The following is a 23,008-nucleotide window of genomic DNA, read 5'->3' on the forward strand; positions in this document are numbered from 1 at the left end:
GGTATGGATGGGCTCGCAGCGGCACTGATACGGATGGGGTTATTGGCCGGGGGCGAAAGCCTCTCGGTCAGTCTGCTTTCCGGCGGTGTTTCCTGTGATGCTTATAAGGTGGTAACCCCCACCCGCACGATCTGCATGAAACGGGCATTGCCCAAGCTGCGTGTGGCCGCCGACTGGCAGGCCTCACCGGGGCGGTTTCGCGCCGAAGCCGCCTGGATGCGGCTGGCCTGTCGCATTGCCCCCGGTCATGCCCCCGAAATCTATGCCACCGATGAAACCGATGGGCTGGTGGCCATGCAGTTTTTTCCACCGGCAGAGTATCCCGTGTGGAAAGCCCTGCTGGCGCAGGGGCTGGCCCGCGCGGATTTTGCCGCCGATACCGGCACGCTGCTGGCGCGCCTGCATGGGGCCACCGCCGGGCGGGCCGAGATTGCTGGCGCCTTTGCCAATGGGGCGGATTTCCACGCCCTGCGCATCGAACCCTATCTGCTGTTTACCGCTGACCGGCACGCCGATGTCGCCCCGCAGATCCGCCAGATGGCGGCGGATGTTGCGGCATCATCGATTGCGCTGATGCATGGCGATTTCAGCCCCAAGAACATTTTATGTGGGGCAAATGGGGCGGTGGTGCTGGATGCGGAAACTGCCTGCTATGGCGATCCGGCGTTTGATCTGGCCTTCTGCCTCAACCATTTCCTGCTGAAATGCGTCTGGCATCCTGAATTTCGCCCGCTGTATGCGGCGTCGTTGCCGGGATGATGAGCCGCTATCTGGCGGGCGTCACGTGGGAGGACCCGGTGGCGCTGGAGCAGCGCGCCGCGGGGCTGCTGGCGGCGTTTTTACTGGCCCGTGTCGATGGTAAATCGCCGGTCGAATATCTGAAGGACGAAACCGACCGGGCTTTCGTGCGGGATATGGCGCTGGGATTCTTGCGGCGCCGGGTGGGGCGCCTTGACCAGATCGGGGCGGACTGGCAGGCGGGTCTGGACCGCCATCGGGCGGGGCGGGATCTGCCCTAAAACAAAACCCGGCCTGTTGGGACCGGGTTTTGTCTTAGTCGGTGATTTCCAGTGGCACCCCAGGCTCGTGTTTCGAGGCATGGATGACAAGGGCTGTTTTAACCGATGCGACATTCTCGGCGGATGTCAGCATGTCGGTGATGAAGCGCTGAAATGATGACAGATCGCGCGCAACGATTTTGAGAATGAAATCGACTTCGCCTGACAGCATGAAGCATTCACGCACCTGCGCCCAGGAGCGGATGCGTTCTTCAAATTGCTTCAGATCATGGTCGTGCTGGCTGGCCAGTCCGACAAAGGCGTAGCCGGTCACTTCAAATCCCAGCATTTTGGGATCGAGGTCGGCATGGTATCCCTGAATGTAACCGGCCTTCTCCAGCGCCCGCATGCGTCTCAGGCAGGGGGGGGCGGTGATTTTGGCCCGGCGCGACAGTTCAACATTGGTAATGCGACCGTCGGCTTGGAGCTCGGCCAAAAGGCGATGGTCGATGGAATCCAGCTTGTGATGTTCCACGGTGTTTCTTCCGATACTAGGCTTAAGCTACGATATTTACCGCAAGTCAGGGTCTGGGAGCAATAATATTCCAACTCCGTGTAACATTTTTTTTCAGGCTTTGGAACAGCCCAGCTCCATGATAGGTCTTTAGCCATGAGGATGGTTGTCTGGCGCGGCTTTTGCCCTAAGCTTGCTTTTTTGTCCACTGTGACGATAACGGGCTCTGTTGCGGCTGCCTTCACGGCGCCATCTGACGGAACTGATTTGACTTGAAGGAACCTTACGTCATGGCCGAATCCATTCACGCCAAAGTCGTCATCCTGGGCAGCGGCCCGGCCGGCTGCACCGCCGCTATCTATGCGGCGCGCGCCATGCTGGAGCCGGTGCTGATTGCCGGTCTGCAGCCCGGCGGCCAGCTCACCATCACCACCGAGATCGAGAATTTTCCCGGTTTCCCGGAAGAAATGCAGGGGCCGGAGCTGATGAACCGCATGCAGGAACAGGCCGAAAAGCTTGGTACCCGCATGGTGCAGGACATCATTGTTGATGTCGATGTTTCGGCCCGGCCCTTCAAACTGACCGGGGATTCGGGCGATGTCTATCTGGCCGATACGCTGATTATCGCCACCGGGGCACAGGCGCGCTGGCTGGGACTGGATACGGAAATCGCCTTCCAGGGCTTTGGCGTTTCGGCCTGTGCCACCTGTGACGGTTTCTTCTATCGCGGCAAGAAAGTTGCGGTGGTCGGCGGCGGTAATTCCGCAGCCGAGGAGGCGCTGTTCCTGACCAATTTTGCCGAGAAGGTTACCCTGATCCACCGCCGTGATGCCCTGCGTTGCGATAAGACCAATCAGGCCCGGCTGGCTGCCAACCCCAAGATCGAGATTCTCTATGATCATGGTGTGGAAGAGGTTCTGGGCACCGACAGCCCCAAATCCGTCACCGCCATCAAGGTCAAAAACGTTAAGACCGGGGCCGTCTCGGAACTGGCCGTAGACGGTTTGTTTATCGCCATTGGGCACACTCCGGCGACGGCGATATTTTCCGGTAAGCTGGAAATGGATGCGGCCGGTTATATTATTACCGCACCCGATTCGACCGCGACCAGCGTGGCGGGCGTGTTTGCCGCCGGGGATGTCAAAGACAAGCATTTCCGGCAGGCCGTAACGGCGGCAGGGATGGGCTGTATGGCGGCTCTGGAAGCCGAACGGTTTATCGCCGGGGCCTGACCTGTAAAGCCGTAGTCGCGTAAGTGTGGTTAACTTTTCACTGGGGGCATTATGGACTGGGATAAGCTTCGTATTTTTCACGCCGTCGCTTCGGCCGGAAGCTTTACCCATGCCGGGCAAATGCTCACCTTAAGTCAGTCGGCGGTCAGCCGTCAGATCAGTGCGCTGGAGGAGGAGCTGACTACGCCGCTCTTCCAGCGTCACGCCCGCGGTCTGACCCTGACCGACGAAGGCGAAATGCTCTATTCGGCAGTCACCGACGTTCTGGGCCGTCTGGCCCAGGCCGAGGAGGCCCTGAAAAATGCCCGCGAAGCCCCGCGCGGCACGCTGAAAGTGACCGCCAGTCACGATATCGGTAATTACTGGCTGGTGCCGCGCTTAGGCGCGTTCTTAAGCAGCTATCCGGAAATCGAACTGCATCTGATGCTCGAGGATCACGAACTGGATCTGGCCCAGCGCGAGGCTGATCTGGCCATCCGTATGCGGGTGCCGGTGCAGGCCGATCTGATCCAGCGCAAACTCTATACCGTTCACTATCATGTGTACGCGGCCACGGAATATCTTGAGGCCCGCGGCACCCCTAAGCATATCGAGGATCTGGCCGGTCACACCATCATCGCCTATGGCGAGACGGTGGCGCCCGAGCTGCGCGATATCAACTGGCTGGCCGATCAGGTTCGCCGCCAGTCCAGCCCGGCCAATCCCGCCCATATCGTCAATATTAATAACGTTACCGGCATGCAGCGGGCGGTGAAAACCGGTCTTGGCATTGCCGCCATTCCCGATTACGTCGCCGCGCTGTGCCCCGAGCTGGAACGGGTGCTGCCCGAGGTGCCGGGGCCGAGCTTTGACGTGCATCTGGTCTATGCCGATGCCTTGCGCCAGTCCAAGCGGGTGGCGGCGTTCCGCGACTTCCTGGTCCACGAGGCCAAGAGCTGGTGCTATTGAAATCGGTTTAAGCCACCCTATCTTTAAGACTGTGGCAGGCTTCTAACGTCCCCCCGTTGGTCTGCCCGCCAGCCTCAGGATACCCCCCTGTCCGTGGCTGGTTGCGGCTTCGGATGTATGCCTTCCGCTTGCCCGCAAGATAATGGCCTTGCGCTTTTCCCCCTCGCGTAAGGCTCATCAATGCGCCGGAGTGGTCCCCCCGCCACTCCGGCGTTTTCTTGCCGGGGGTGTTTTTCCGAATGGGGGCGATTTTCCTGTTGGGGATGTGCTACGATGACCGACAAGACAAAAGGGTGCAAAATGACGAACGCAGTGATGAAATTCGCCTCTCGGATGGCGGTCTTACTGGTGATTGGTGCGGGGCTGGCCGGTTGCGGCGTCAACGATGTGCCGCGTCAGGACGAGCAGGTGAAAGCCGCCTGGAGCCAGGTGCAGAACGAATATCAGCGCCGGGCCGATCTGGTGCCCAATCTGGTTGCCACGGTGAAGGGCTATGCCACCCACGAAAAGGAAACTTTGACGGCGGTGATCGAAGCCCGCGCCAAGGCAAGTCAGGTGACCCTGCCCAAGGATGTGCTGTCGAACCCCAAGGCGTTCCAGCAATATGAACAAAGTCAGGGTCAGCTGACCACCGCTCTTGGAAAGTTGATGGTGGTGAGCGAGCGTTATCCGGAACTGAAGGCCGACCAGAACTTCCTGGCCTTGCAGGCCCAGCTTGAGGGTACCGAGAACCGGATCACTGTGGCCCGTAAGGATTATATCGACGCGGTGCAAATCTATAACACCACGCTGCGCACTATCCCAAGCCGCTGGATCGCCGGGGTGTTCTATCCCGAGGCCAAGCCATACGAAACCTTCACGGCCACGGCCCCGAACGCACAGAACGCACCTAAGGTCGCATTCTGATGACATTGGTGTGGGGGCGCGCGCACCGCTGGCTGATACGCGTTATCGCCCTGACCGTTTTAACGGTCGGGGCGTTGGCGTTTGGCGGGGCTTATGCCGCGCCGGCCTTTCCGCCGCTGACCGGGCGGGTGGTCGATACCGCGGGTGTTCTGACGGCACCGGCCAAGGCGCAGCTGACCGCGCTGTTGGCCGAACATGAAAAACAGACCGGTAATCAGGTTGTGGTCGCCACGCTGCCCGATCTGGGCGGTCTGGAGATCGACCAGTATGGCTATCAGCTTGGCCGGGCCTGGGGCATCGGGCAAAAGGGTAAGAATACGGGTGCGCTGATCATTGTTTCGATGAAGCCGCACCGTGTACGGATTGAAGTCGGTTATGGTCTGGAAGGGCAGCTGACCGATGCGCAATCCAAGCTGATTATCGAAAACGCCATGATCCCCGCCTTTCGGTCGGGGGATTACAGCGCCGGTATTCTGAACGGCACTATCAATGTACTGCGCACGCTGGGCGGTAAGCCCTCGGTAAACGGCGTGCCGGTGGTGGTTGAACGGCAACAGCAGGATGACCGGCCCCATGGCATTTTGCCCATCATCGTTGTCGTCATTCTGTTCCTCGCCTTTGGTCGCTTTCTGTGGCCGCTGTTGTTCCTTGGCGGCGGTGGCGGTTTTGGGGGCGGCGGCTTCGGCGGTGGTGGATTTGGTGGCGGTGGATTTGGCGGCGGCGGGGATTCCGGTGGTTTCTCTGGCGGCGGCGGATCGTTTGGCGGTGGGGGCGCTTCAGGAAGTTGGTAATCACAGGCAACCGTATTTCGGTGGAAGAAAAACGTCGGCTGGCCGGGGCACTCGCCGGGGCCAAGGAAAAAACCTCGGCCCGGCTGTCGCTGACCATGGTGTATGTCAGCGATAAATATCCGCTCTATTCGATGGTCTATGGCGGCATCACCGGCATTGTCGTGCTGGGTGTTCTGGCGCTGTTCTGGCCTGCGCTGACATTGCGCGAGGGCTTTTGCGCGGCGGTCGGGGCGTCGGTTGTGATTACGGCAGCACTCGACTGGCTACCGTTACGGCTAAAGTTCATTCCGCGCCATGCCAAGTTTTGGGAGTGTTGGGAACTGGCCCATCGCTCGTTCGCTTCGCGCATACTGGCGCGCAACGACCGCAAGATTGGCGTGCTGTTGTTCGTCTCGCTGGGCGAGCGCTATGTTGAAGTGGTCACCGACCGTGATGTCGATCGCCATATTCCGCAAAGCGAGTGGGATACGCTGATTGCTCAGTTTACCGCCCATGCCCGCGCCGGTCAGGTGGGCGAGGGGGTGATTGGTCTGGTCCATGCCTCGGGTGATCTGTTGGCGCAGCATTATCCGCCAGCGTAAGGTGTGTGATGTAACGATTAAAGCGGGCTGGGTTGCCCGCTTTTTTTATGGGGAAAAGGTTTCTCGATGCGTAATTTTACCATCCGCGTGGATGATCTGTCGGGCGAGAAGGTGCGGGCGCTGCTGGCGCTGCATTTGCGGGGAATGCAGGAAAATTCCCCGCCCGGTACCAACTATGCTCTTGATATATCCGGCTTGCAGATTCCCCAGGTAACCGTGTGGTCGGCCTGGGATGGTGCAAACATCGTCACCATCGGTGCACTGAAGATGCTTGAAGGTGCGGGGATCTGCCGGGCCGAGGTCAAGTCGATGCGCACCCACCCGGATTATTTGCGCCAGGGTGCCGCGTCGCAGATGCTGACCCATATCATCGCTGAAGCACGTGCCCGTGGCGTGGGCGTTTTAAGTCTGGAAACCGGCACCAGCCCGGAGTTTGATGCTGCGGCGGCGCTGTATCGTCGCCATGGCTTTGTCGTGGGCGACGTCTTTGGTGATTACCGCCCCAGCCCGCATAACCAGTTCCTGCATCGGGATCTGTGATGCGCTGAATAAAAAGCGGGATGGCGGTGATGCCATCCCGCTTTTTTGTATCTGACGGATCAGTGCAGATTGGCGGTCAGAGAAATACCAATGATGCGCGGATCATTTAGAACCGCGGCCCGGTAATTTTCGATAACGCCCTTCAGGTTCTTCTCGTCGGTGATGTTGCGTACATAGGCGGCAATTTCCCACGCTCCATCCGCATGGGTATAGCCAACGCGCAGGCCACCTTCAAAATTGCCGTTGGAGCTAAATTCCTTGGTCTGGTAGAGGACGTAATTGGTATAGCCCTGCATGTTCCAGTCTGTGGAGACAAAGAATTTTCCGGCATTGTCGAGCGGGATATCGTATCGCGCCGCAAGGTTCAGGTTATATTCCGGTGCATTGGGCAGCGGATTGCCGTTGATATTGGCGTAATAGGTCTTACCGGTTCCCGATCCTTTGGTGAAATAGGAATCCTCAACGCTACAGGTCATCGCCCCGTTGAAGCTGCAGGTCTGGGCATAGACGCGGTTGTCCTTGATCCGGGTATGCAGCAGGCTGAGCCCGGCGGTCAGTGACAGATTATCTATCGGCAGCCAATCCAGTTCAGATTCCATGCCATAAGCATTGGCGTGTCTGGCATTAAACAGAACACCGTTACCGTTGGAATCGTTGCCGTTCAGCTGAATATTGTCGACGGTGTAGGTGAAGACCGAAGCATTGAAACGCAGCGTGTTACTAAGCTGGCTTTTTAAGCCCGCTTCCCACGACAGAATGGTTTCCGATTTTGCGGTGGTGAAATCGGAATTGAAGACTGCCGAACGCCCCTGAATGGTTGGGCCGCGGAAACCTTTTGCCACGCGGACATAGAGGTTCACATCGGAATTGACGGCATAAAGCGCGCTGACATCCCAGCTTGGCTTGGTGGATGACATTTTGACATCGCGCCGGCCGGTATAGGTCACCGTGCCATCAGCTTTGTCCGCGGTCTTAAGCAAGCGCGTTTCCTTGGAATCCTCTGTCACGCGGGCACCCGCTGTAACGGTGAGGGCATCTGTCACCTGATAACTGGCCTGACCGAAGGCCGACCAAGATGTGTTGACATCATGCAGCCTTACCCAGTTATTCGGGTTATGGGCCGTGCCGGTCAGGAACCATGCCCGCTGGTAAAATTCTGTCTTGTCGCGGGAATCGAAATACAGCCCGCCGACCTGCCATTTCAGCCTTGCGTCATCGGCACTGGACAGGCGCATTTCCTGTGTCCACTGGCCCAGCGCGCGCACGCGGCCCATAGATTCGCCATAGCCGGCATTGCCATAATCGGCCGCCGCACCGCCATCGGTATCACCACGGCTGAAACCGGATGTGGATTCGTAACCCGTGATGGAGGTCAGGGTAACATCCCCCAGTTTCCAGGATGCATTTACCGATCCGCCGTAGGTGTTATAGCTTTGCGGATTGTTGTCGGCTTCGTCGTAACGGGTTTTATCCCAGTCCAGACTGCTGACATCGTGTGAGCCGAGGGTAAGCCCCCCGCGACGGAACACGGTGGATGTGCCATCATACCAGCGCCCATGGATCGAGGTCAGTACGGAAAAATCGGCACTTGGGGTCAGCAAAATCTGAAGCCGCAGATCGCGTTCGTCGAAGCCACCAAGTGCATCTTTCTGTCCGGTTTTGGTGCCGTCCGCGCTCGCCCCGGTATAGGTGTTGTCGATATAATCGTCGCGGTGCTGATAGAGGCCGGAGACCCGGAACGCAACTTTGCCCGGAATAACCGGCCCGCCAATCCCCGCATCCAGATCGATACTGTTATAGGCGCCGTAACTGGCCGAAGCGCGACCTTCAAAATTCTCGGTCGGGCGGTTGGTGTCAAATTTGATGATGCCTGCGGTGGTGTTGCGGCCAAACAATGATCCTTGCGGCCCGCGTAAGACCTCAATCTGGTCCACATCATAGACCGGGTTCGATTTCAGCACGACATGCTCCAGAACAATGTCATCCTGAATGATAGAGACCGGCTGTGACGCGCCGAGATAAAAATCAACATTGCCAAGGCCGCGAATATAAAAGCGCGGGAAAATGCGGCCCGTGGTCGATTCAACATACAGTCCGGGAACCTTGCCCGACAGTGCCAGCAAGGTGTCGTCGCCCGACGATGTGATACGGCCTAAGGAATCCCCACTCAGAACGCCGACGGAGACCGGAACGTTCTGCTGGTTTTCGGCACGCCGTTCGGCGGTCACGACAACGGTTTCGAGTCCGGTTTCACCTGCTCCAGCCGATGTACTGGTCTGTGCCAGTGTGGGAACGGTCGCCAATAAAACGCCGATTGCCGCACCTGACAGCCAGTGACATCTGGTGATACCTTTTGACTGCATCTTTTGAACTCCTGAAAATAAGGATGGTTTGAATATGTTCCGTAGGGGCAGGGAAAAACGTGGCAATTGCCCCGATCATCGTGCGCGTTCTTTCGATTCCCCCAGCGAAGGGCGGGAACGTAAGGCAGACACGTGACACGTGAGTGACGGTGTATAGTTGTGAGGGGCTTTGCAGGGGTGGGTGTCGCAGCGAAAAGGCCGCTGGGGCTGCATTATGCTGTGATGGGCACTCTGGGTGCCCACCTGATAATAGGGGTATAAAAAAACGCCCCCAATGCGGGGGCGCCAAGTTCAGGGAGGATCGTGAAACTTATTCCGCGGCAGCCTTTATCGGCTCGTTACGGATGAGATAATCGAAGGCCGAAAGTGAGGCCTTGGCCTCTTCGCCCATAGCTGAAGAAAAAGTCGAATCTAATAACTGCATCTGAGGCATATTCTTACTGTAAGCGCTGCGGTGTGACGCGTCATTAGCCAGGTTCCCAATCTAATGCTTGCGCCCAGCCTTTCCTTTGGCTGCTTTGCTCAACGCCTTAGGTGCATACTGCGCCGCTGCTTGATCATATTCACGCTGGGCAATCGGCTTGCAGGCATCGAAATATTTATCCAGCGCTGGGTTGTTGATATCAATGGCGTGCTTGACCATGCGCACCGGATCGACGCCATAGGAATAGGCCATACATTTGTGCATCCACGGCCCGATAGCACTCCATTGCTTATAAGCTGGTCCATTGGCGATCGCGCTTAACAAAGAACCGAGCACCGAGGTAACAACATTGTCGGCATCCATCGGCGGTGCCGGCGGTTCATGATCGATATGCTGCACCGCCAGACGGTAATAGCCCAACGCATCAAGATCATCAGGTTTCATCCGTGTGGCAATTTTAAGATCCGCCAGCGCATCATTGAAATTACCATTCCATAAAAACGCGACACCGCGATTATAATAGGCAAACTCAAGATCATCGCCGCTCAGTTCACCAGACTGTATCGCGTGCGTAAAACGCTCTATCGCTTTATCGAATGTGCCATCGTTGAGGGCCATCAGACCGCCATTGGCATCTTCGACACCCGAGGCTTGCGCCGGGGCGCACAACAACGCGGCTGCCCCGAACAGCAGACCCGCAACCCAAAAATTCCGCATACCCGTCCCCCATGCCAACGCGGCACCCCAATGCCGCGTCCGCTGATGAAGAACCCCGCCCGCTCCACCGGGTCAGCAGGGCCTTTTCTGACATAAGAGGGAATGGCATCGGCCTGCCACCCCTATCCCCACGCTACTCGATAAATGCACCGTAAGCGATCTGCACCACTTCACCGGTAAACCGATCCACCAGGATCAGGTCTGGCCCATAACGTAGCCAGACGAAACCCGGCGGCGGCGGATCAATACCGAAATCAAGGAAGTTCAGGATAAAGAAATCCTCGCCAAGGAATGCGTGCGGCACCTGCTGCCCTGGCCCGAACCGATGATAGGAGAAACCATGCGGCCAGGCATAAGGCGGCACCCGGAAAGGCGAAAATTTCCTGCCATGATACATATAGGCCGGGCCGTCATGGGCACGCTGAAAGCCAAATGCCGGATCATGTCCGCCAACGGCCCCCGGTCCACCAAAGCCCGGACGACCAACCGGCCCATGCCCGGGGCCTGCGTCCGCATGCCCCCTCACGCCGGGGCCACCGGCACCGGGGCCTGCACGATCTGTGTGATCTGTCTCACCACGACCCGGCGCCGATCGATCATGGCCCTTGGCGTCACCGCCGAACGAACGACTATCCGGACCGCTATTCTTTCGGTCTGCTGCCTTGTCACCGCCCGCACCGAACTGGTGTGCCCCACCGGGAGCATTGCGGTCCGCTTTGCCGGCGGCCTTGTCAGCACCGAACTGGCGCCCACCCCCGGGGTTAGCCCGGCCCGCTTTATCGCCACCAGCCCCGAACGAACGAGTGGCACCGGGGCCAGAGCGGTCCGCACGTGGCGCACCATTTTCATGCCCGCTAGCGCCGCCCACGGCCTCACGATTTTTCTTTTCACCGGCAGGGGCTGGCTGAGTCCCCTTGCCATCGTGTTTTTCTTCTTTTTTCGGTTCGTCTTTATGGTCTTCATGGTGATGCCCGGCCATGACCGGTGCAAGGCAGAACGCCATCGCCCCGAACACGAAACTGGATTGCAACAGAATCTGTCGAACAGTGCTTTTCACGCTAGTCCCCGCTTTTAAATATCCCTCTGCGCCAGCCTCCGCCCCCAACGGACAGCCTTTATACAGTCTACCCTAAGACAGAATGGACGGGCGACGGAACCCATAGGTACTATATGGATATAATTATGGATGTTTTTTAATGGACCATTGGTGCAGGCAGATAGCACAAAAAAAGTGCTCCGAGATGGAGCACTTTTTTATTTTGTAGCAATATTGGGTGTTACGCAGCAGGCGAGCGGATGAGATAGTCAAAGGCCGAAAGTGAGGCCTTGGCCCCTTCGCCCATAGCGATGACGATCTGTTTGAACGGCACCGTGGTGGCATCACCCGCCGCGAACACACCGGGGGCCGATGTGGCACCCCGCGCATCAATTTCGATTTCGCCGCGCGGTGACAGATCAAGCGTGCCTTTGAGCCATTCGCTGTTGGGCACCAGACCGATCTGTACAAAGATGCCTTCCAGATCAATGCGGTGTTCTTCGCCCGATGCACGGTCCTTGTACGACAGACCATTCACCTTGGTGCCATCGCCATGCACTTCGGTGGTCTGGCTCGACACCAGCACCGTAACGTTGGGCAGGCTGGCCAGCTTGGTCTGCAACACCGCGTCGGCGCGCAATTTGCTGTCAAATTCGATCAGCGTGACATGGGCGACGATACCGGCCAGATCAATGGCCGCTTCAACGCCGGAATTGCCGCCGCCGATTACCGCCACGCGTTTGCCCTTGAACAGCGGGCCATCGCAATGCGGGCAATAGGCGACACCCTTTGCACGGTATTCATGTTCGCCGGGCACGCCCATCTGGCGCCAGCGTGCGCCGGTAGCAATCACCAGACTGCGGGCCTTGACGGTGGCACCGCTGGCCAGCTGAACCTCGTGCAGGGCGCCGGGGGCGCTGGCCGGGATCAGTTTTTCGGCGCGCTGCAGATACATGATATCGACATCATAGTCTTTGACATGTTCTTCCAGCGCCGCGCCCAGTTTGGGGCCTTCGGTATGCGGAACCGAGACGAAATTCTCGATCGCCATGGTGTCGAGCACCTGCCCGCCAAAACGGTCAGCAACAATACCGGTGCGAATGCCCTTGCGTGCGGCATAGATCGCCGCCGTGGCACCGGCCGGGCCACCACCGACCACCAGCACTTCAAACGGTTCCTTGTCGTTGATTTCGGCGGTCTTTTTGTGGGCTGCGCCGGTGTCGAGTTTGGCCAGAATCTCTTCCAGCGTCATGCGCCCCTGTGCAAAGGGGGCGCCGTTCAGAAATACCGCAGGCACTGCCATGACCTGACGTTTTTCGACTTCGGCCTGAAAAAGCGCGCCGTCGATGGCAACCGGTTTGATTTTCGGGTTGATGACGCTCAGCAGGTTCAGCGCCTGCACCACGTCCGGGCAGTTCTGGCACGACAGCGAGAAATAGGTCTCGAAATGATAGTCGCCGTCGAGTGCTTTGATCTGATCGATGACGTCCGGGGTCAGCTTCGACGGGTGGCCGCCGACATAGAGCAGCGCCAGAACCAGCGAGTTGAATTCATGCCCCGACGGAATGCCGGCAAAGCGTACACTGATCTCGCTGCCGGTCCGCGTAATGGCGAAGCTGGGGCGGCGGGCATCATCGTCTTTGCGCACAACAGAAATTTTGTCGGACTGGGCGGCGATATCGTTCAGAAAATCCGACAGTTCGTGCGACTTATCGCTGTCATCAAGGCTCACCAGCAATTCGACTGGCTGAACAATGCGTTCAAAATAGGCTTTTAATTGTTGCTGAATGCTGGGGTCTAACATGTCGGCCTCCTGTAACCGGCGTGAAAATGCCGGGGCCGTGTAAGCCCCGTGTCAGAAGACGCTCCCGAACCCGGCCGGTGCCGGGTTCGGGGCGGACTTGGGAGAGATCAGCGTCACTCAGATCTTGCCGACGAGGTCGAGCGAAGGGGCCAGTGTCTTCTCGCCTTCCTTCCACTTGGCCGGGCAGACTTCACCCGGATGGGCGGCGACATACTGGGCCGCCTTGATCTTGCGCAACAGTTCCTTGGCATCGCGGCCGATGCTGCCATCAACGATCTCGACAACCTTGATCTTACCAGCCGGGTCAATGACGAAGGTGCCACGATTGGCCAGACCTGCTTCCTCGATCAGAACGTCAAAGTTCCGGCTGATCGCGGCGGTCGGGTCGCCAACCATGGTGTAATTGATCTTCTTAATGGCGGGCGAGGTATCGTGCCACGCCTTATGGGCAAAATGGGTATCGGTCGAAACGCTGTAGATCTCGACGCCGATCTTCTGGAATTCCGCATAATTATCAGCCAGATCTTCCAGTTCTGTCGGGCAGACGAAGGTGAAGTCCGCCGGGTAGAAAAACACGACCGACCATTTGCCCTTCAGATCGGCTTCGGTCACTTCGGCGAACTTGCCCTGCTTAAAGGCCTGGGCTTTGAACGGCTTCACATCGGTATTGATCAATGACATTGCTTTCTCCTTGAGTCTATAAACTAGAATTGTTCTAAATCTAAAACTCAGAGCACGCAAGAGGGGGTGGCATAATTTTTATACGTCTTTGGATGAGATGTTTTCACGTAATGGTTGTACATCGCCAAGCGGTATGCCGCAATTCTGTGACGGTTTTACGGATGATTTTCAAAAGAGGCCTACATAACGGATGGTCGGACGGTCGATGCGGGCTCTTAATGCTATTGGTTGTAACTATATTATTTATCGCGCAATAGGAGTAAAATCTATATAATAAATGAAACGCTGTGTTTTGCGGTTTCGCCGCCACAATGGCGGTGCGCATTGTTCGATCACCATGCAACGGGGAAGAACATGAGCCTCCAGGAAAACACTAACGAAGACTGCGTCAGCAACATTTTGAAGTGGGTTCTTTTGGTCGTCGCCATCGTGACCTTTGCATTGTTGGCGTGGACCACTGTGCTGACCTATCGCGATGCACCGCCACAGCCAGAGCGCTTTGTCACCGCCACCGGGAAGGTGCTGATGACGCAAGGCGACATCTTTTATGGCAAGCAGGGATTCCAGCGTGCCGATCTGATGGATTACGGCAGCATCTATGGCATGGGGTCTTATTTCGGCGAGGATTATACCGCCAGTGGGCTGGTGCAACTTGCTGAAATAACGGAAAATAACATCGCGCTTGCGGAATACGGCAAGCTGCCTGCCGCTCTGAATTTTGAACATATGGCCGGGGTGCGTGCCGCCATGCAGCAGCAGTTACAGCGCCTTGATCTGACCCAAAAGGTCAGCCTGGTGCCCGACGCGCTGGCAAAGGCGATTATCACACAGCGGGATACGATTGTAGAGCAATTGCTGCACCACGATTTCGCCAAGGGCTGGACCAAAGCCTACAGTCTGAGTCCGGATGAGGCGCGTGCCACTGCATCATTCCTGATTTATTCCGCACTGACCACTGTTGCCCGTCGCCCCGGTGGCGAAGCGTCGTGGACACAAAACTGGCCCTATGAACCGTTGGTTGGTAATACCCCGACGACATCGACTTTTACCTGGACTTGGGTCAGCTTCTGTTTCACCTTTTTTATGTTTGGCGCGATCATTTATATATATCAGCGCTATCTGGCTGAAGCGGATGGTGGCGTACGTGATCCGCTGCTTGCCCGCTTTGCCCCCCTGACACTAAGCCAGCGCAAGACAGGCAAATATTTTCTGGTCGTCGGTGCGGTGTTCTTGTTGCAGATTCTGGTTGGGGCGCTGATGGCGCATTACTACACGGAACGTATGTCGTTCTATGGTATTCCAATCGATGAATATCTGCCGTTTAATTTCCTGCGCTCGGTTCATCTTCAGGCGCCCATCGTATGGATTGGTGTTTCGTGGATCGGCGGTGCTTTGTTCCTTGCCCCGGCAATTGCCGGCCGCGAGGCTAAATGGCAGGGGCTGCTGGTTGATGTGTTGTTCTATGTCACGTTACTGGTTGTCGCCGGTGCGTTGATCGGCAATTATTTCGGTCTGATGGGAACCATCAAACAAAACTGGTTCTGGTTTGGTAATCAGGGGCTTTCCTATATCGAAATTGGTCGTTTCTGGCAGATCGGGTTCTTCGCCGGTCTGGTGATCTGGAGCCTTTTGGTCTTCCGTGCCTTATGGCCTACACGCGATACTCTGACGGCAGCGACCAAACAGTTCTGGACCGGGCGCATTCGGCTGGAGCACCTGATCTGGGCATCGACCATCAATATTGCCGTGCTGTATGCCTTTGGCATGATCCCGCTCACTGGGATTGAGAAATCTTTTACCATCACGGACTTCTGGCGCTGGTGGGTGGTCCATCTCTGGGTCGAGCAGTCGTTTGAGTTCTTTGCCGCGGCGATCAGCGCCTATCTGCTGATGGCGGTCGGTCTGGTTTCGCGTCGGTTAGCAGAGCGGGCCGTGTATCTTGAATTAATTCTGATCTTCCTTGGTGGCGTGCTTGGTACCGGGCACCATTTCTACTGGGCCGGTGCGCCGGGAATGTGGGTTCCGCTTGGCACCATGTTCTCGTTCATCGAGGTGTTGCCGTTGGCGTTGCTGATTATGGAAGCGATCCATCAGCATGCCTTGATCAAGGCGCAGGCTGATTTTAAATATAGTCTCGCGTATCTTTACATTATTGGTGCGGCGTTCTGGAATTTCGTCGGTGCCGGGGTGTTCGGCGGCGGCACGCTAAATGCGCCACTGGTGAACTATTACGAGCACGGCACCTTCCTTACCCTCAACCATGCCCACACGGCATTGTTCGGCGCTTTCGGTCTGTTAGGGTTGGGGTTAATTTATTTCTGCCTGCGCTACATCGCGGGGGATCGTGTACCGTTTTCAGAAAAGACCGGTCGCTGGGCTTTCTGGCTCTATAATGCTGGCCTGTTGATGTGGATTGTGATGCATTTCTTCCCCATCGGCTGGCCGCAACTTGCCGACGTATATGAACATGGGCTGGCCCACGCCCGAAGTCTCGCCTTCTATGATACTACCGGTTTCTGGCAATGGATGCGGATGCCGGGGGATGTGGTCTTTGCCGTTGGCGCCTTGCTGATGGTGTGGGATTTCGCGGTGAAATTGCTGCCACTGGTTCAGCGTAAGGTTTAGGCAGCCTGACCATCTGTTGAATAAAAAACGGCCGGATTACTCCGGCCGTTTTTGCGTCATATATAATTCAGGGTGCCGGGCCCAGAATATCGGCTTCGGTGATGCTTAAGGTCCAGCCAACGGGCAGGGTATCGGCTCCGACCGAGACGGCGATACGCTTATCCTTGACCTCGACCACCGTGCCAAAGCCATCGCCCTCGGTAGAGGGGGCGGTTTGTTCGATGCGTAAGGTGCTGCCCGTGGTCGGGGGGACCGGCAGGTTGATATAGCCCAGCGTTTTGGCCGTTGCCCCCTCGAACAGGGTTTTGCCATCCAGTGTGATGCGGATGGGATAGCTGCGGATGCGCCAGCCGGTCATCTTCAGCGACAGCATCGACACGGTTTGCGCTTTGGCGAAGTGATATTCAATCCAGGCTTCGTCGGGTTTGCCGCTGCTTTTCCAGGCATCGTTTTCATTGTCGTTATGGCTTTGGCCTGCCGTGTCCTGATGCGACCCGGCCCGGATGCTGGCTATCGCAATTGTGCGCAGGCTTGGGGTGAATGATGGCCCCTGCGGCGTTGGCCCGCGGGAAAGATCCAGTGGCTGTTCATCCTCGGCAAAGCGGGTGGTGAGCCCGCCTGTGACTGCGGCAACCGCTGTGGTGGTAACATTCAGCGTGGCGGGGGGGAACCCGTCTGCCGTGGCGGTCAGCTCTACCCGCCCGGGTTTGCCCCCGGCGCGGATCAGGACGCGGTTGATGCCCAGCTCCACCGGCAAGGTGGTGGCACCAATGGCGTTGGTCGAAGTTTTTTTGGTGGGATCGTTCCAGGCTTCCGCCTGCGCAATGCCGCCCTTCCATTCCGCCGGGCCTGTAAGGGTGAACCTCACCGGATTGAAGGCTGTTGGCACCCGGTTGCCGTCTGTATCGACCACTTCGACATCGACCAGCATCAGATCGGCGCCATCGGCCATCAAGCCTTTGGGGCCGGTGTGCCGGGTCAGGCGAAGGGCGGCTGGGGCTCCTGCGGTTTTCAGTGTATTTTCCGAATGGCGGCCATCTGCATAGCTTGCCACGGCTTGCAAGGTTCCCGCCGCAAAGGCGACATCCTTGAACGTGAACAAAAAGCCGTTGCTGCGTACACCCTTGCCCAGTGATTGGCCGTTGCGGAACAGTTCGACCGCATCGCCATTCGACGCGACATAGATTGTTTTCACCGTGCCGGGGGCATAGTTCCAGTGACCGATGATATGGGTGCGCGGTTCGTCCGAATTCACCCAACCGCCCCACATCACCTGATGCACATACCAGCTATCCTTCGGCAGGCGCATGGCATCCACCACACCCGAGCGGCGGTAGTTATTGTCACCACGGAAATGCGAATTGCTGTCGGTGAAGCCGATTTTGACGCCACCGGCACTGACGCGTGTCCCTATGCCGGGGCGCACATCGTAATAATCGTTCCAGCGGATGACATCTTCGACCGCCATGGTTTCCGAGGTGCGGTTATAGTCCGGTCGGTTTTTGGCGAAGGGCGGGGTGAATTCATCCTGATAGGTGCGGGGGGCTTCGTCCCGCGAATATTCATGCGCCCAAAGCGGTTTGCCCGCGGACTTGTTGATATAGAGCATCTCGCCGCCATATTCGGCGATTTTACTGTCGAGCATCTCACGCGAGCCGATGGCGCGGCCACCATGGGGGTCATACTGGTCCCGGATGGCTTTCATCTCGGCCATGTGGGGTTCACTGACGCCCTTGTTGCCGCTTTCGATGAAGATGATCGACGGATTGTTGCGGTTATAGATGATGGCATCGCGCATTACGGCAGTACGCTGGTTCCAGCGTGGGCCGGTGACATCGCCTTCGCTGTCACCGGCAGGCAGGTTGCTGATCAGACCAATACGATCACAGGATTCGACCTGTTGTTTGGACGGCGTCACATGCATCCAGCGCACCAGATTGCCATTTGATCCGGTGATCAGACCGTCGCTGTAATCGCTGAGCCATGGCGGCACCGACAGGCCCACCGCGGGCCATTCATCTGTGGTGCGCTGGGCATAGCCCTTCAGCATCAGCACCCGGCCATTGAGCGCGAACATGCCATGCTCAAACGCGGTCTGGCGAAACCCGGTGCGGATATCGACCGCATCGAGAATCTTGCCATTACGATCGGTGATGATGGTCGTCACGGTATAGAGATAGCCGTAGCCCCAGCTCCAGAAATGCAGGCCGGTCAGGTGCTGCTGCACCGACAGCGTGTTGTTGCCAGCTTTTAACGGCACCTTGCCACCATTCAGTGTGGCCACCACCTTGCCATCAGCGTCGTGTACCACTGCGCTGTAGTGCACGGTTTGCGCCCGGTCGCTGTGCAGCTCGGTTTCTGCATGGAGGGTGGCGGCCTGATGGGGCAGGTCAAAATCCCCCGCCCAGACATAGGGGCCGGTGGTGCCAAGATTGCTATACAGCGGCAGGGTTTGATAGGTCGCGCCGGTCAGATGCAGCCGCACCGGTTTGTTGATGCCACCGTAATTGGCATAGAAGTTCTGATCCGACCATTGAAACGGCGATCCTGTAGCCCGCTCGCGGTATTTCCAGTTATTATCAATACGTACAGCCACCACATTGTCACCGGGGTGCAGGGCGCGCGTGATTTCGAAACCAAAGGCCATGACGCCGTTTTCGTTCAGACCAACCGCAGTGCCATTGACCCAAACTTCGGCGGCTTGTCGCACACCCTGAAATTCCAAAAAGGCGTGCCCGGTTTTGTCGCCGGGGCGAAACCGGGCGGGCAACCGGAAATGCTTGCGATACCAGACAATGCCGGTCGACAGGGTGTGAATATCGCGGGCAAAGGCTTCGGTTTGGTTGAACGCATGGGGCAGGGTGACGGTTTGCCAGCCATCTTCGACAAAGCCAACGCCGCTGGCATCAGGGGTATCGCCCGTGTGAAAACGCCAGTCACTATCGAAGTCAAAGGACTGCCGTGGTGAGGGCACCAGAACCGAAGCCCGCTCGGCAGTCGCCGCAACCGTCATCACCAGCGCGGCAACAGCTGCATAAAACCAGACCCGCATTGGTTTCCCCCATTTAAAGTGCAGAGCCCTGGCGCGCTTTGTGCTCGCGTGCGAAAAATAGCCCGGCGATGTTTTTTCCGGCTGAAAATAGGGGGTGGTTACGGTTGGGGGAAGTGTAAAATGGCGATGGTCGCGCTCCCATATAGTGGGGGTAAATCCCATCTAACGCCTTGCGACGATTGGTTTCTGTGCGAAAAATGGCCAATGAAATGTGTTGTGCGCGATTGTAACGTGTGCGTGAGCTTTGGCATGGATTGTTCGGTTTGTTGTCGTGGCACAGGCATGGTGGCGATAGTATATCGCCTGCTGTGATAAAAATTGGAGTATGATTCCGATGGAAGATGCAGGCGTTGTCGGGCCGGTGGGTTTGCAATGCCGCGATCAGGCGTTCAGCGGTGTGAAGCTGGCGCTGTTCTGCGGGCCGCATATTCTGACCTATCAGCGCGATGACAACCCCGGCCTGTTGTTTGCCGGGCATTGGGATTTGCCCGGTGGTGGGCGCGAGGCAAATGAAAGTCCGCTCGAATGTATTCAGCGTGAATTACACGAAGAATGCCGCCTTGACGTGACAGCATCAAGGATCGTCTGGGCACGCTGTTATACCCGCGGTGGCCATCCACCGGTGCGTCAGTATTTTCTGGTCGCCGAAATCGGGGCGGCGCTGGCCGGGACGGCCGTTTTTGGCGAAGAGGGGCGCTGCTGGACCTGGATGTCACCGGCAAATTTTATCGCCCATCCCAATGCCGTCCGCCCGCTGCAAAACCGGCTGGCCCACTATATGGCTCGGGAGACCACCCGCCCTGCACCATTATGATCCAAAGTACAGTCTGGTGTGTGTCATGATGCGTCTTGTGGTTAATATTGTCTTTTTGGCGTAATTACTGGTTGTAAATGCTTTTGTGCGTAAGCTCCCCAAATGAAGACGAGCCATTTGGGGTTCCTATGCGCATCCAAGACATATCTGTTTCCAAAAAACTGATCGGCGCCTTTGTCGGCGTTCTGATTGTTACTATCGGGCTGGGACTGTTTGCCCAATACAGTCTATCGCGCATCAATCAGGTGGCTGTCGAGGTTCGTACCAATGGGATGTCGTCTGTCCGTTGGTTGGGCCGCTATCAATATGCGGTCACCCGTTGGCGGGTTTCTCAAGGTATCATCTTTAATCACCCGTCGGAAAAAGAGAAAAAAACCCAGGCGGTGAATATCAAAAAGTGGCAAAGCCAGGCAGATGAGGCCTGGAAAAAATATATGCGTACCGTTGATACCCCCGAGGAACAGGCACAGGCCAACAATGTTTCCGCGGCAAAGGCGGCGTATGATGCATTGAGTGAAAAAGGCTTCGAGATTGTAAAAACGCAAGGTGATGATGCAGCAAACCTGCATTTTTCAGGCCCCTTGCGCGATGGTTTTAATAAGCTGATCGCTGCAATTGACGATGATACGAAGAGCAATATCAAGTCAACGGATGCAGCAATGGCCGAGGGCGAGGCCGCGTATAAAGCCGGCACACTGTGGACGTTTATCGCTCTTGGTATTTCCGTTCTGTTCTGCACCATCGCTGGTTTTGTGCTGGTGCGCACGATCTCCAAGCCGCTGGGCACCATGACCGAGGCGATGGACGAGTTGGCGCATGGTAACCTCAACGTCCATGTTCCCAACGCCGATCAGCAGGACGAAATTGGCAAGCTCGCCGGCACTATGTCCACGTTCAAGGACAAGTTGCTCAGCGCGAAAAAGGAACGGGAAAAAGCCGAAGCGGACCGTGTTGCCGCTGCCGAGGCACAAAAGCTGGCAGAAGCGGACGCCCAGCGCCACAGCGAGCAGCTGGTGGTCGATACCTTTGGTTCAGGCCTCAAGGCGTTGGCCGAGGAACGGCTGGAATATCGCCTGACCGCGGATGTGCCCAATGCCTATATCGGCCTGAAAGATGACTTTAACCACGCGATGGAAACCGCCGAGAGTAACCGGCGTCAGCGTGAAGAAGACGCCAAGCAACGCGAACGGGATCGTGTTGCGGCAGAAGCGGCACAAAAAGAAGCCGAAGAACAGGTTCGTCAGCGTGGTATCGAACTGGTGGTTTCCAGCTTTGGTGAAGGGCTGAAAGCACTGGCATCGCGTAATCTGACCTATCGTCTGAACAAGGAGTTGCCGGTTGAATATCGCGGTCTGCAGAAAGACTTTAACGATGCGATGACGCAGATCGATACGGCGATGCAGGAAATCCACAACAGCGCTGGCGAGATTGCCAGAAACTGTCAGGAGATCAGTCAGGGTGCGCACGAAATGGCGATGCGGACCGAGCGTCAGGCTGCCAGTCTGGAAGAGACCGCCGCTGCCGTGAACGAAATCACCGCCACGGTGACCAAATCGTCGGCGGGTGCGTCACAGGCCAACAGCAAGGCCGCTGCATCGCGGACCAGCGCCGAACATGGCAATGGCATTGCGACAAAGGCCGTGGGGGCCATGCGCGAGATTGCCAAATCGTCGAGCGAGATTACCCAGATCATCGGCGTTATCGATGAAATTGCCTTTCAGACCAATCTGCTGGCACTGAATGCGGGCGTTGAAGCGGCCCGTGCCGGTGAAGCGGGGCGGGGCTTTGCCGTGGTCGCCACCGAGGTGCGCTCGCTGGCAGGGCGCTCTGCCGAGGCGGCCAAGGAAATTAAGGCGCTGATCAAGAACAGCGAAACCCAGGTCGATAATGGGGTCAAGCTGGTCGAGGAAAGCGGCACAGCCTTGCAGCAGATCGTTACCGACATCACGTCGATCAGTCAGCTGGTGGGTGAAATTGCCCATTCACAAAGCGAGCAGGCCAACGCCCTGTCGGAGATCGATTCTGCCGTTGGCGATATGGACAAGTCCACTCAGCAGAATGCTGCCATGGCCGAACAAAGTAATGCCGCTGCTGATGCCTTGTCGGGCTTTGCCCGTGAAATGGAAAAAATGGTGGCGCGGTTTGAAATTACCGGTGGCGTATCGGGGGCCGGCGCCGCTAAGGTTGCCACAAAGGCAACAAACCCAGCGAGCCCAGCCCCAGCTCCGGCCAAGCCTGCAACCCCGTCTGTGGTGGTGCAAAAGCCAATTCCTGGGCTAAAGCCTGCTCCGTCCGCAGGGGTCAGTGTTACCAGCGCCGCGGTGCTGGCCAAAAAGTCGGTACCAAAGGTGTCAGAAAAGTCCGAGGATGAATGGACGGAATTCTAACCAATATTGGGTTGTAGCGGCCTATGCGGAAGCGTTCGCATAACGCCATCCGTAAGCCAGCTTCAAGGAGCGATAATGGAAAACGCCGAACAGAGTGATATCCGGCAGTTCATCACGTTCATTTCGAATGGGCAGGAATTTGCTTCGAATATCATGGCCATTCGTGAAATCCGCGGCTGGACCGATACAGAAACCCTGCCCGATGCACCGGATTATGTCCGCGGCATGATAAACTTACGCGGCACCGTGTTGCCGGTGATTGATCTGAAGGCCAAGCTTGGGTTGGGCCAAACCTCGGTTTCGCCGACCAATGTGATTATCGTGATCAAGAATGACGAACATCTGATGGGTATTCTGGTCGATGCGGTTTCGGATATCATCACGCTTCCGGCCGCGGATATTCAGCCCACCCCCCATCTGATTGGGGACCATCAGTCCGGCGTTGTCGACGGCATTGCCATTTATGACGGGCGAATGGTGACCATTCTGAACGCGCATCATATGGCGGCCGGTTGCGAAAAACTGGTCACGGAATAAGCGGTTTTCTTTGCCTTTAAGGTGCCGTGCTACAAAAACAGAAACAACCCTTGTTCAT

The 23,008-nt window shown here is 57.2% G+C and carries 19 protein-coding genes; 12 read left to right on the top strand and 7 right to left on the bottom strand.

The annotated features are described in order from the left end of the window. Positions 1-3: 3 nt before the first annotated feature. Both ACZ5RI_RS06880 and ACZ5RI_RS06885 read left to right on the top strand, forming a co-directional pair. Complete coding sequence (locus tag ACZ5RI_RS06880; RefSeq protein ID WP_464515368.1) at positions 4-759, top strand: phosphotransferase family protein; 756 nt, start codon at positions 4-6, stop codon at positions 757-759. Continuing rightward, on the top strand, positions 756-1,019 hold the full coding sequence (locus ACZ5RI_RS06885) for a hypothetical protein (protein ID WP_464515369.1): 264 nt from the start codon (positions 756-758) through the stop codon (positions 1,017-1,019). The genes ACZ5RI_RS06880 and ACZ5RI_RS06885 overlap by 4 nt, the downstream gene beginning before the upstream one ends. A gap of 34 nt (positions 1,020-1,053) precedes the next feature. Here ACZ5RI_RS06885 and ACZ5RI_RS06890 read toward each other — a convergent pair whose 3' ends face one another. Then, positions 1,054-1,533: an Lrp/AsnC family transcriptional regulator gene (locus ACZ5RI_RS06890; protein WP_464515370.1), complete on the bottom strand. Its 480-nt coding sequence runs from the start codon at positions 1,531-1,533 to the stop codon at positions 1,054-1,056. Positions 1,534-1,802: 269 nt separating this feature from the next. Here ACZ5RI_RS06890 and trxB point away from each other — a divergent pair, with 269 nt between their 5' ends. From trxB to ACZ5RI_RS06920, 6 genes are all read left to right on the top strand, one after another. Then, positions 1,803-2,744 (top strand): thioredoxin-disulfide reductase, encoded by a 942-nt coding sequence (gene trxB, locus ACZ5RI_RS06895; protein WP_464515371.1) that lies wholly within the window; start codon positions 1,803-1,805, stop codon positions 2,742-2,744. A gap of 51 nt (positions 2,745-2,795) precedes the next feature. After that, positions 2,796-3,692 carry a LysR family transcriptional regulator gene (locus ACZ5RI_RS06900; protein ID WP_464515372.1) on the top strand — a complete coding sequence of 299 codons (897 nt, stop codon included), beginning with the start codon at positions 2,796-2,798 and terminating at the stop codon, positions 3,690-3,692. Positions 3,693-3,992: 300 nt separating this feature from the next. Continuing rightward, complete coding sequence (locus tag ACZ5RI_RS06905) at positions 3,993-4,598, top strand: LemA family protein (RefSeq protein ID WP_464515373.1); 606 nt, start codon at positions 3,993-3,995, stop codon at positions 4,596-4,598. Further along, positions 4,598-5,389, top strand: coding sequence for a TPM domain-containing protein (locus ACZ5RI_RS06910; protein WP_464515374.1), 792 nt, complete (start codon positions 4,598-4,600; stop codon positions 5,387-5,389). The genes ACZ5RI_RS06905 and ACZ5RI_RS06910 overlap by 1 nt, the downstream gene beginning before the upstream one ends. Before the next feature lie 20 nt (positions 5,390-5,409). Then, positions 5,410-5,970, top strand: a complete 561-nt coding sequence (locus tag ACZ5RI_RS06915; protein WP_464515375.1) for a TPM domain-containing protein — start codon at positions 5,410-5,412, stop codon at positions 5,968-5,970. 66 nt (positions 5,971-6,036) lie between these two features. Then, positions 6,037-6,510: a GNAT family N-acetyltransferase gene (locus ACZ5RI_RS06920; protein ID WP_464515376.1), complete on the top strand. Its 474-nt coding sequence runs from the start codon at positions 6,037-6,039 to the stop codon at positions 6,508-6,510. Between the two features lie 59 nt (positions 6,511-6,569). Here the strand turns inward: ACZ5RI_RS06920 and ACZ5RI_RS06925 are convergent, their stop codons facing one another. From ACZ5RI_RS06925 to ahpC, 5 genes are all read right to left on the bottom strand, one after another. After that, positions 6,570-8,873, bottom strand: coding sequence for a TonB-dependent receptor (locus ACZ5RI_RS06925; protein WP_464515377.1), 2,304 nt, complete (start codon positions 8,871-8,873; stop codon positions 6,570-6,572). Between the two features lie 484 nt (positions 8,874-9,357). Next, positions 9,358-10,014: a hypothetical protein gene (locus ACZ5RI_RS06930; protein ID WP_464515378.1), complete on the bottom strand. Its 657-nt coding sequence runs from the start codon at positions 10,012-10,014 to the stop codon at positions 9,358-9,360. 133 nt (positions 10,015-10,147) lie between these two features. Beyond that, positions 10,148-11,071, bottom strand: a complete 924-nt coding sequence (locus ACZ5RI_RS06935; RefSeq protein WP_464515379.1) for a hypothetical protein — start codon at positions 11,069-11,071, stop codon at positions 10,148-10,150. 220 nt (positions 11,072-11,291) lie between these two features. Further along, positions 11,292-12,854, bottom strand: coding sequence for an alkyl hydroperoxide reductase subunit F (ahpF, locus tag ACZ5RI_RS06940; RefSeq protein ID WP_464515380.1), 1,563 nt, complete (start codon positions 12,852-12,854; stop codon positions 11,292-11,294). A 117-nt stretch (positions 12,855-12,971) separates the two neighbouring features. Next, positions 12,972-13,535: an alkyl hydroperoxide reductase subunit C gene (gene ahpC / locus ACZ5RI_RS06945; RefSeq protein ID WP_464515381.1), complete on the bottom strand. Its 564-nt coding sequence runs from the start codon at positions 13,533-13,535 to the stop codon at positions 12,972-12,974. A 354-nt stretch (positions 13,536-13,889) separates the two neighbouring features. Between ahpC and ACZ5RI_RS06950 the strand changes: the two genes are divergently transcribed. Continuing rightward, on the top strand, positions 13,890-16,160 hold the full coding sequence (locus ACZ5RI_RS06950) for a nitric-oxide reductase large subunit (RefSeq protein ID WP_464515382.1): 2,271 nt from the start codon (positions 13,890-13,892) through the stop codon (positions 16,158-16,160). 67 nt (positions 16,161-16,227) lie between these two features. Here ACZ5RI_RS06950 and ACZ5RI_RS06955 read toward each other — a convergent pair whose 3' ends face one another. Beyond that, positions 16,228-19,212 carry a glycoside hydrolase family 2 protein gene (locus tag ACZ5RI_RS06955; RefSeq protein ID WP_464515383.1) on the bottom strand — a complete coding sequence of 995 codons (2,985 nt, stop codon included), beginning with the start codon at positions 19,210-19,212 and terminating at the stop codon, positions 16,228-16,230. Between the two features lie 325 nt (positions 19,213-19,537). On the opposite strand from ACZ5RI_RS06955, the gene ACZ5RI_RS06960 reads away from it, so the two are divergent. The 3 genes from ACZ5RI_RS06960 to ACZ5RI_RS06970 all read left to right on the top strand — a co-directional run bounded on the left by ACZ5RI_RS06960 (position 19,538) and on the right by ACZ5RI_RS06970 (position 22,950). Further along, on the top strand, positions 19,538-20,026 hold the full coding sequence (locus tag ACZ5RI_RS06960; protein ID WP_464515384.1) for an NUDIX hydrolase: 489 nt from the start codon (positions 19,538-19,540) through the stop codon (positions 20,024-20,026). Positions 20,027-20,154: 128 nt separating this feature from the next. After that, entirely contained in the window at positions 20,155-22,413 is a 2,259-nt protein-coding gene (locus ACZ5RI_RS06965; protein ID WP_464515385.1) for a HAMP domain-containing methyl-accepting chemotaxis protein, read from the top strand. A 75-nt stretch (positions 22,414-22,488) separates the two neighbouring features. Continuing rightward, on the top strand, positions 22,489-22,950 hold the full coding sequence (locus ACZ5RI_RS06970; RefSeq protein ID WP_464515386.1) for a chemotaxis protein CheW: 462 nt from the start codon (positions 22,489-22,491) through the stop codon (positions 22,948-22,950). The last annotated feature ends 58 nt before the right edge of the window (positions 22,951-23,008 follow it).

The organism is Micropepsis pineolensis (assembly GCF_055392125.1).

Coding starts and splice junctions, on each gene's coding strand:
- ACZ5RI_RS06900 (WP_464515372.1), top strand. CDS start 2,796: ATGGACTGGGATAAGCTTCGTATTTTTCACGCCGTCGCTTCGGCCGGA.
- ACZ5RI_RS06965 (WP_464515385.1), top strand. CDS start 20,155: ATGCGCATCCAAGACATATCTGTTTCCAAAAAACTGATCGGCGCCTTT.
- ACZ5RI_RS06920 (WP_464515376.1), top strand. CDS start 6,037: ATGCGTAATTTTACCATCCGCGTGGATGATCTGTCGGGCGAGAAGGTG.
- ACZ5RI_RS06880 (WP_464515368.1), top strand. CDS start 4: ATGGATGGGCTCGCAGCGGCACTGATACGGATGGGGTTATTGGCCGGG.
- ACZ5RI_RS06960 (WP_464515384.1), top strand. CDS start 19,538: ATGATTCCGATGGAAGATGCAGGCGTTGTCGGGCCGGTGGGTTTGCAA.
- trxB (WP_464515371.1), top strand. CDS start 1,803: ATGGCCGAATCCATTCACGCCAAAGTCGTCATCCTGGGCAGCGGCCCG.
- ahpC (WP_464515381.1), bottom strand. CDS start 13,535: ATGTCATTGATCAATACCGATGTGAAGCCGTTCAAAGCCCAGGCCTTT.
- ACZ5RI_RS06925 (WP_464515377.1), bottom strand. CDS start 8,873: ATGCAGTCAAAAGGTATCACCAGATGTCACTGGCTGTCAGGTGCGGCA.
- ACZ5RI_RS06955 (WP_464515383.1), bottom strand. CDS start 19,212: ATGCGGGTCTGGTTTTATGCAGCTGTTGCCGCGCTGGTGATGACGGTT.
- ACZ5RI_RS06970 (WP_464515386.1), top strand. CDS start 22,489: ATGGAAAACGCCGAACAGAGTGATATCCGGCAGTTCATCACGTTCATT.
- ACZ5RI_RS06910 (WP_464515374.1), top strand. CDS start 4,598: ATGACATTGGTGTGGGGGCGCGCGCACCGCTGGCTGATACGCGTTATC.
- ACZ5RI_RS06905 (WP_464515373.1), top strand. CDS start 3,993: ATGACGAACGCAGTGATGAAATTCGCCTCTCGGATGGCGGTCTTACTG.
- ACZ5RI_RS06885 (WP_464515369.1), top strand. CDS start 756: ATGATGAGCCGCTATCTGGCGGGCGTCACGTGGGAGGACCCGGTGGCG.
- ACZ5RI_RS06930 (WP_464515378.1), bottom strand. CDS start 10,014: ATGCGGAATTTTTGGGTTGCGGGTCTGCTGTTCGGGGCAGCCGCGTTG.
- ACZ5RI_RS06950 (WP_464515382.1), top strand. CDS start 13,890: ATGAGCCTCCAGGAAAACACTAACGAAGACTGCGTCAGCAACATTTTG.
- ahpF (WP_464515380.1), bottom strand. CDS start 12,854: ATGTTAGACCCCAGCATTCAGCAACAATTAAAAGCCTATTTTGAACGC.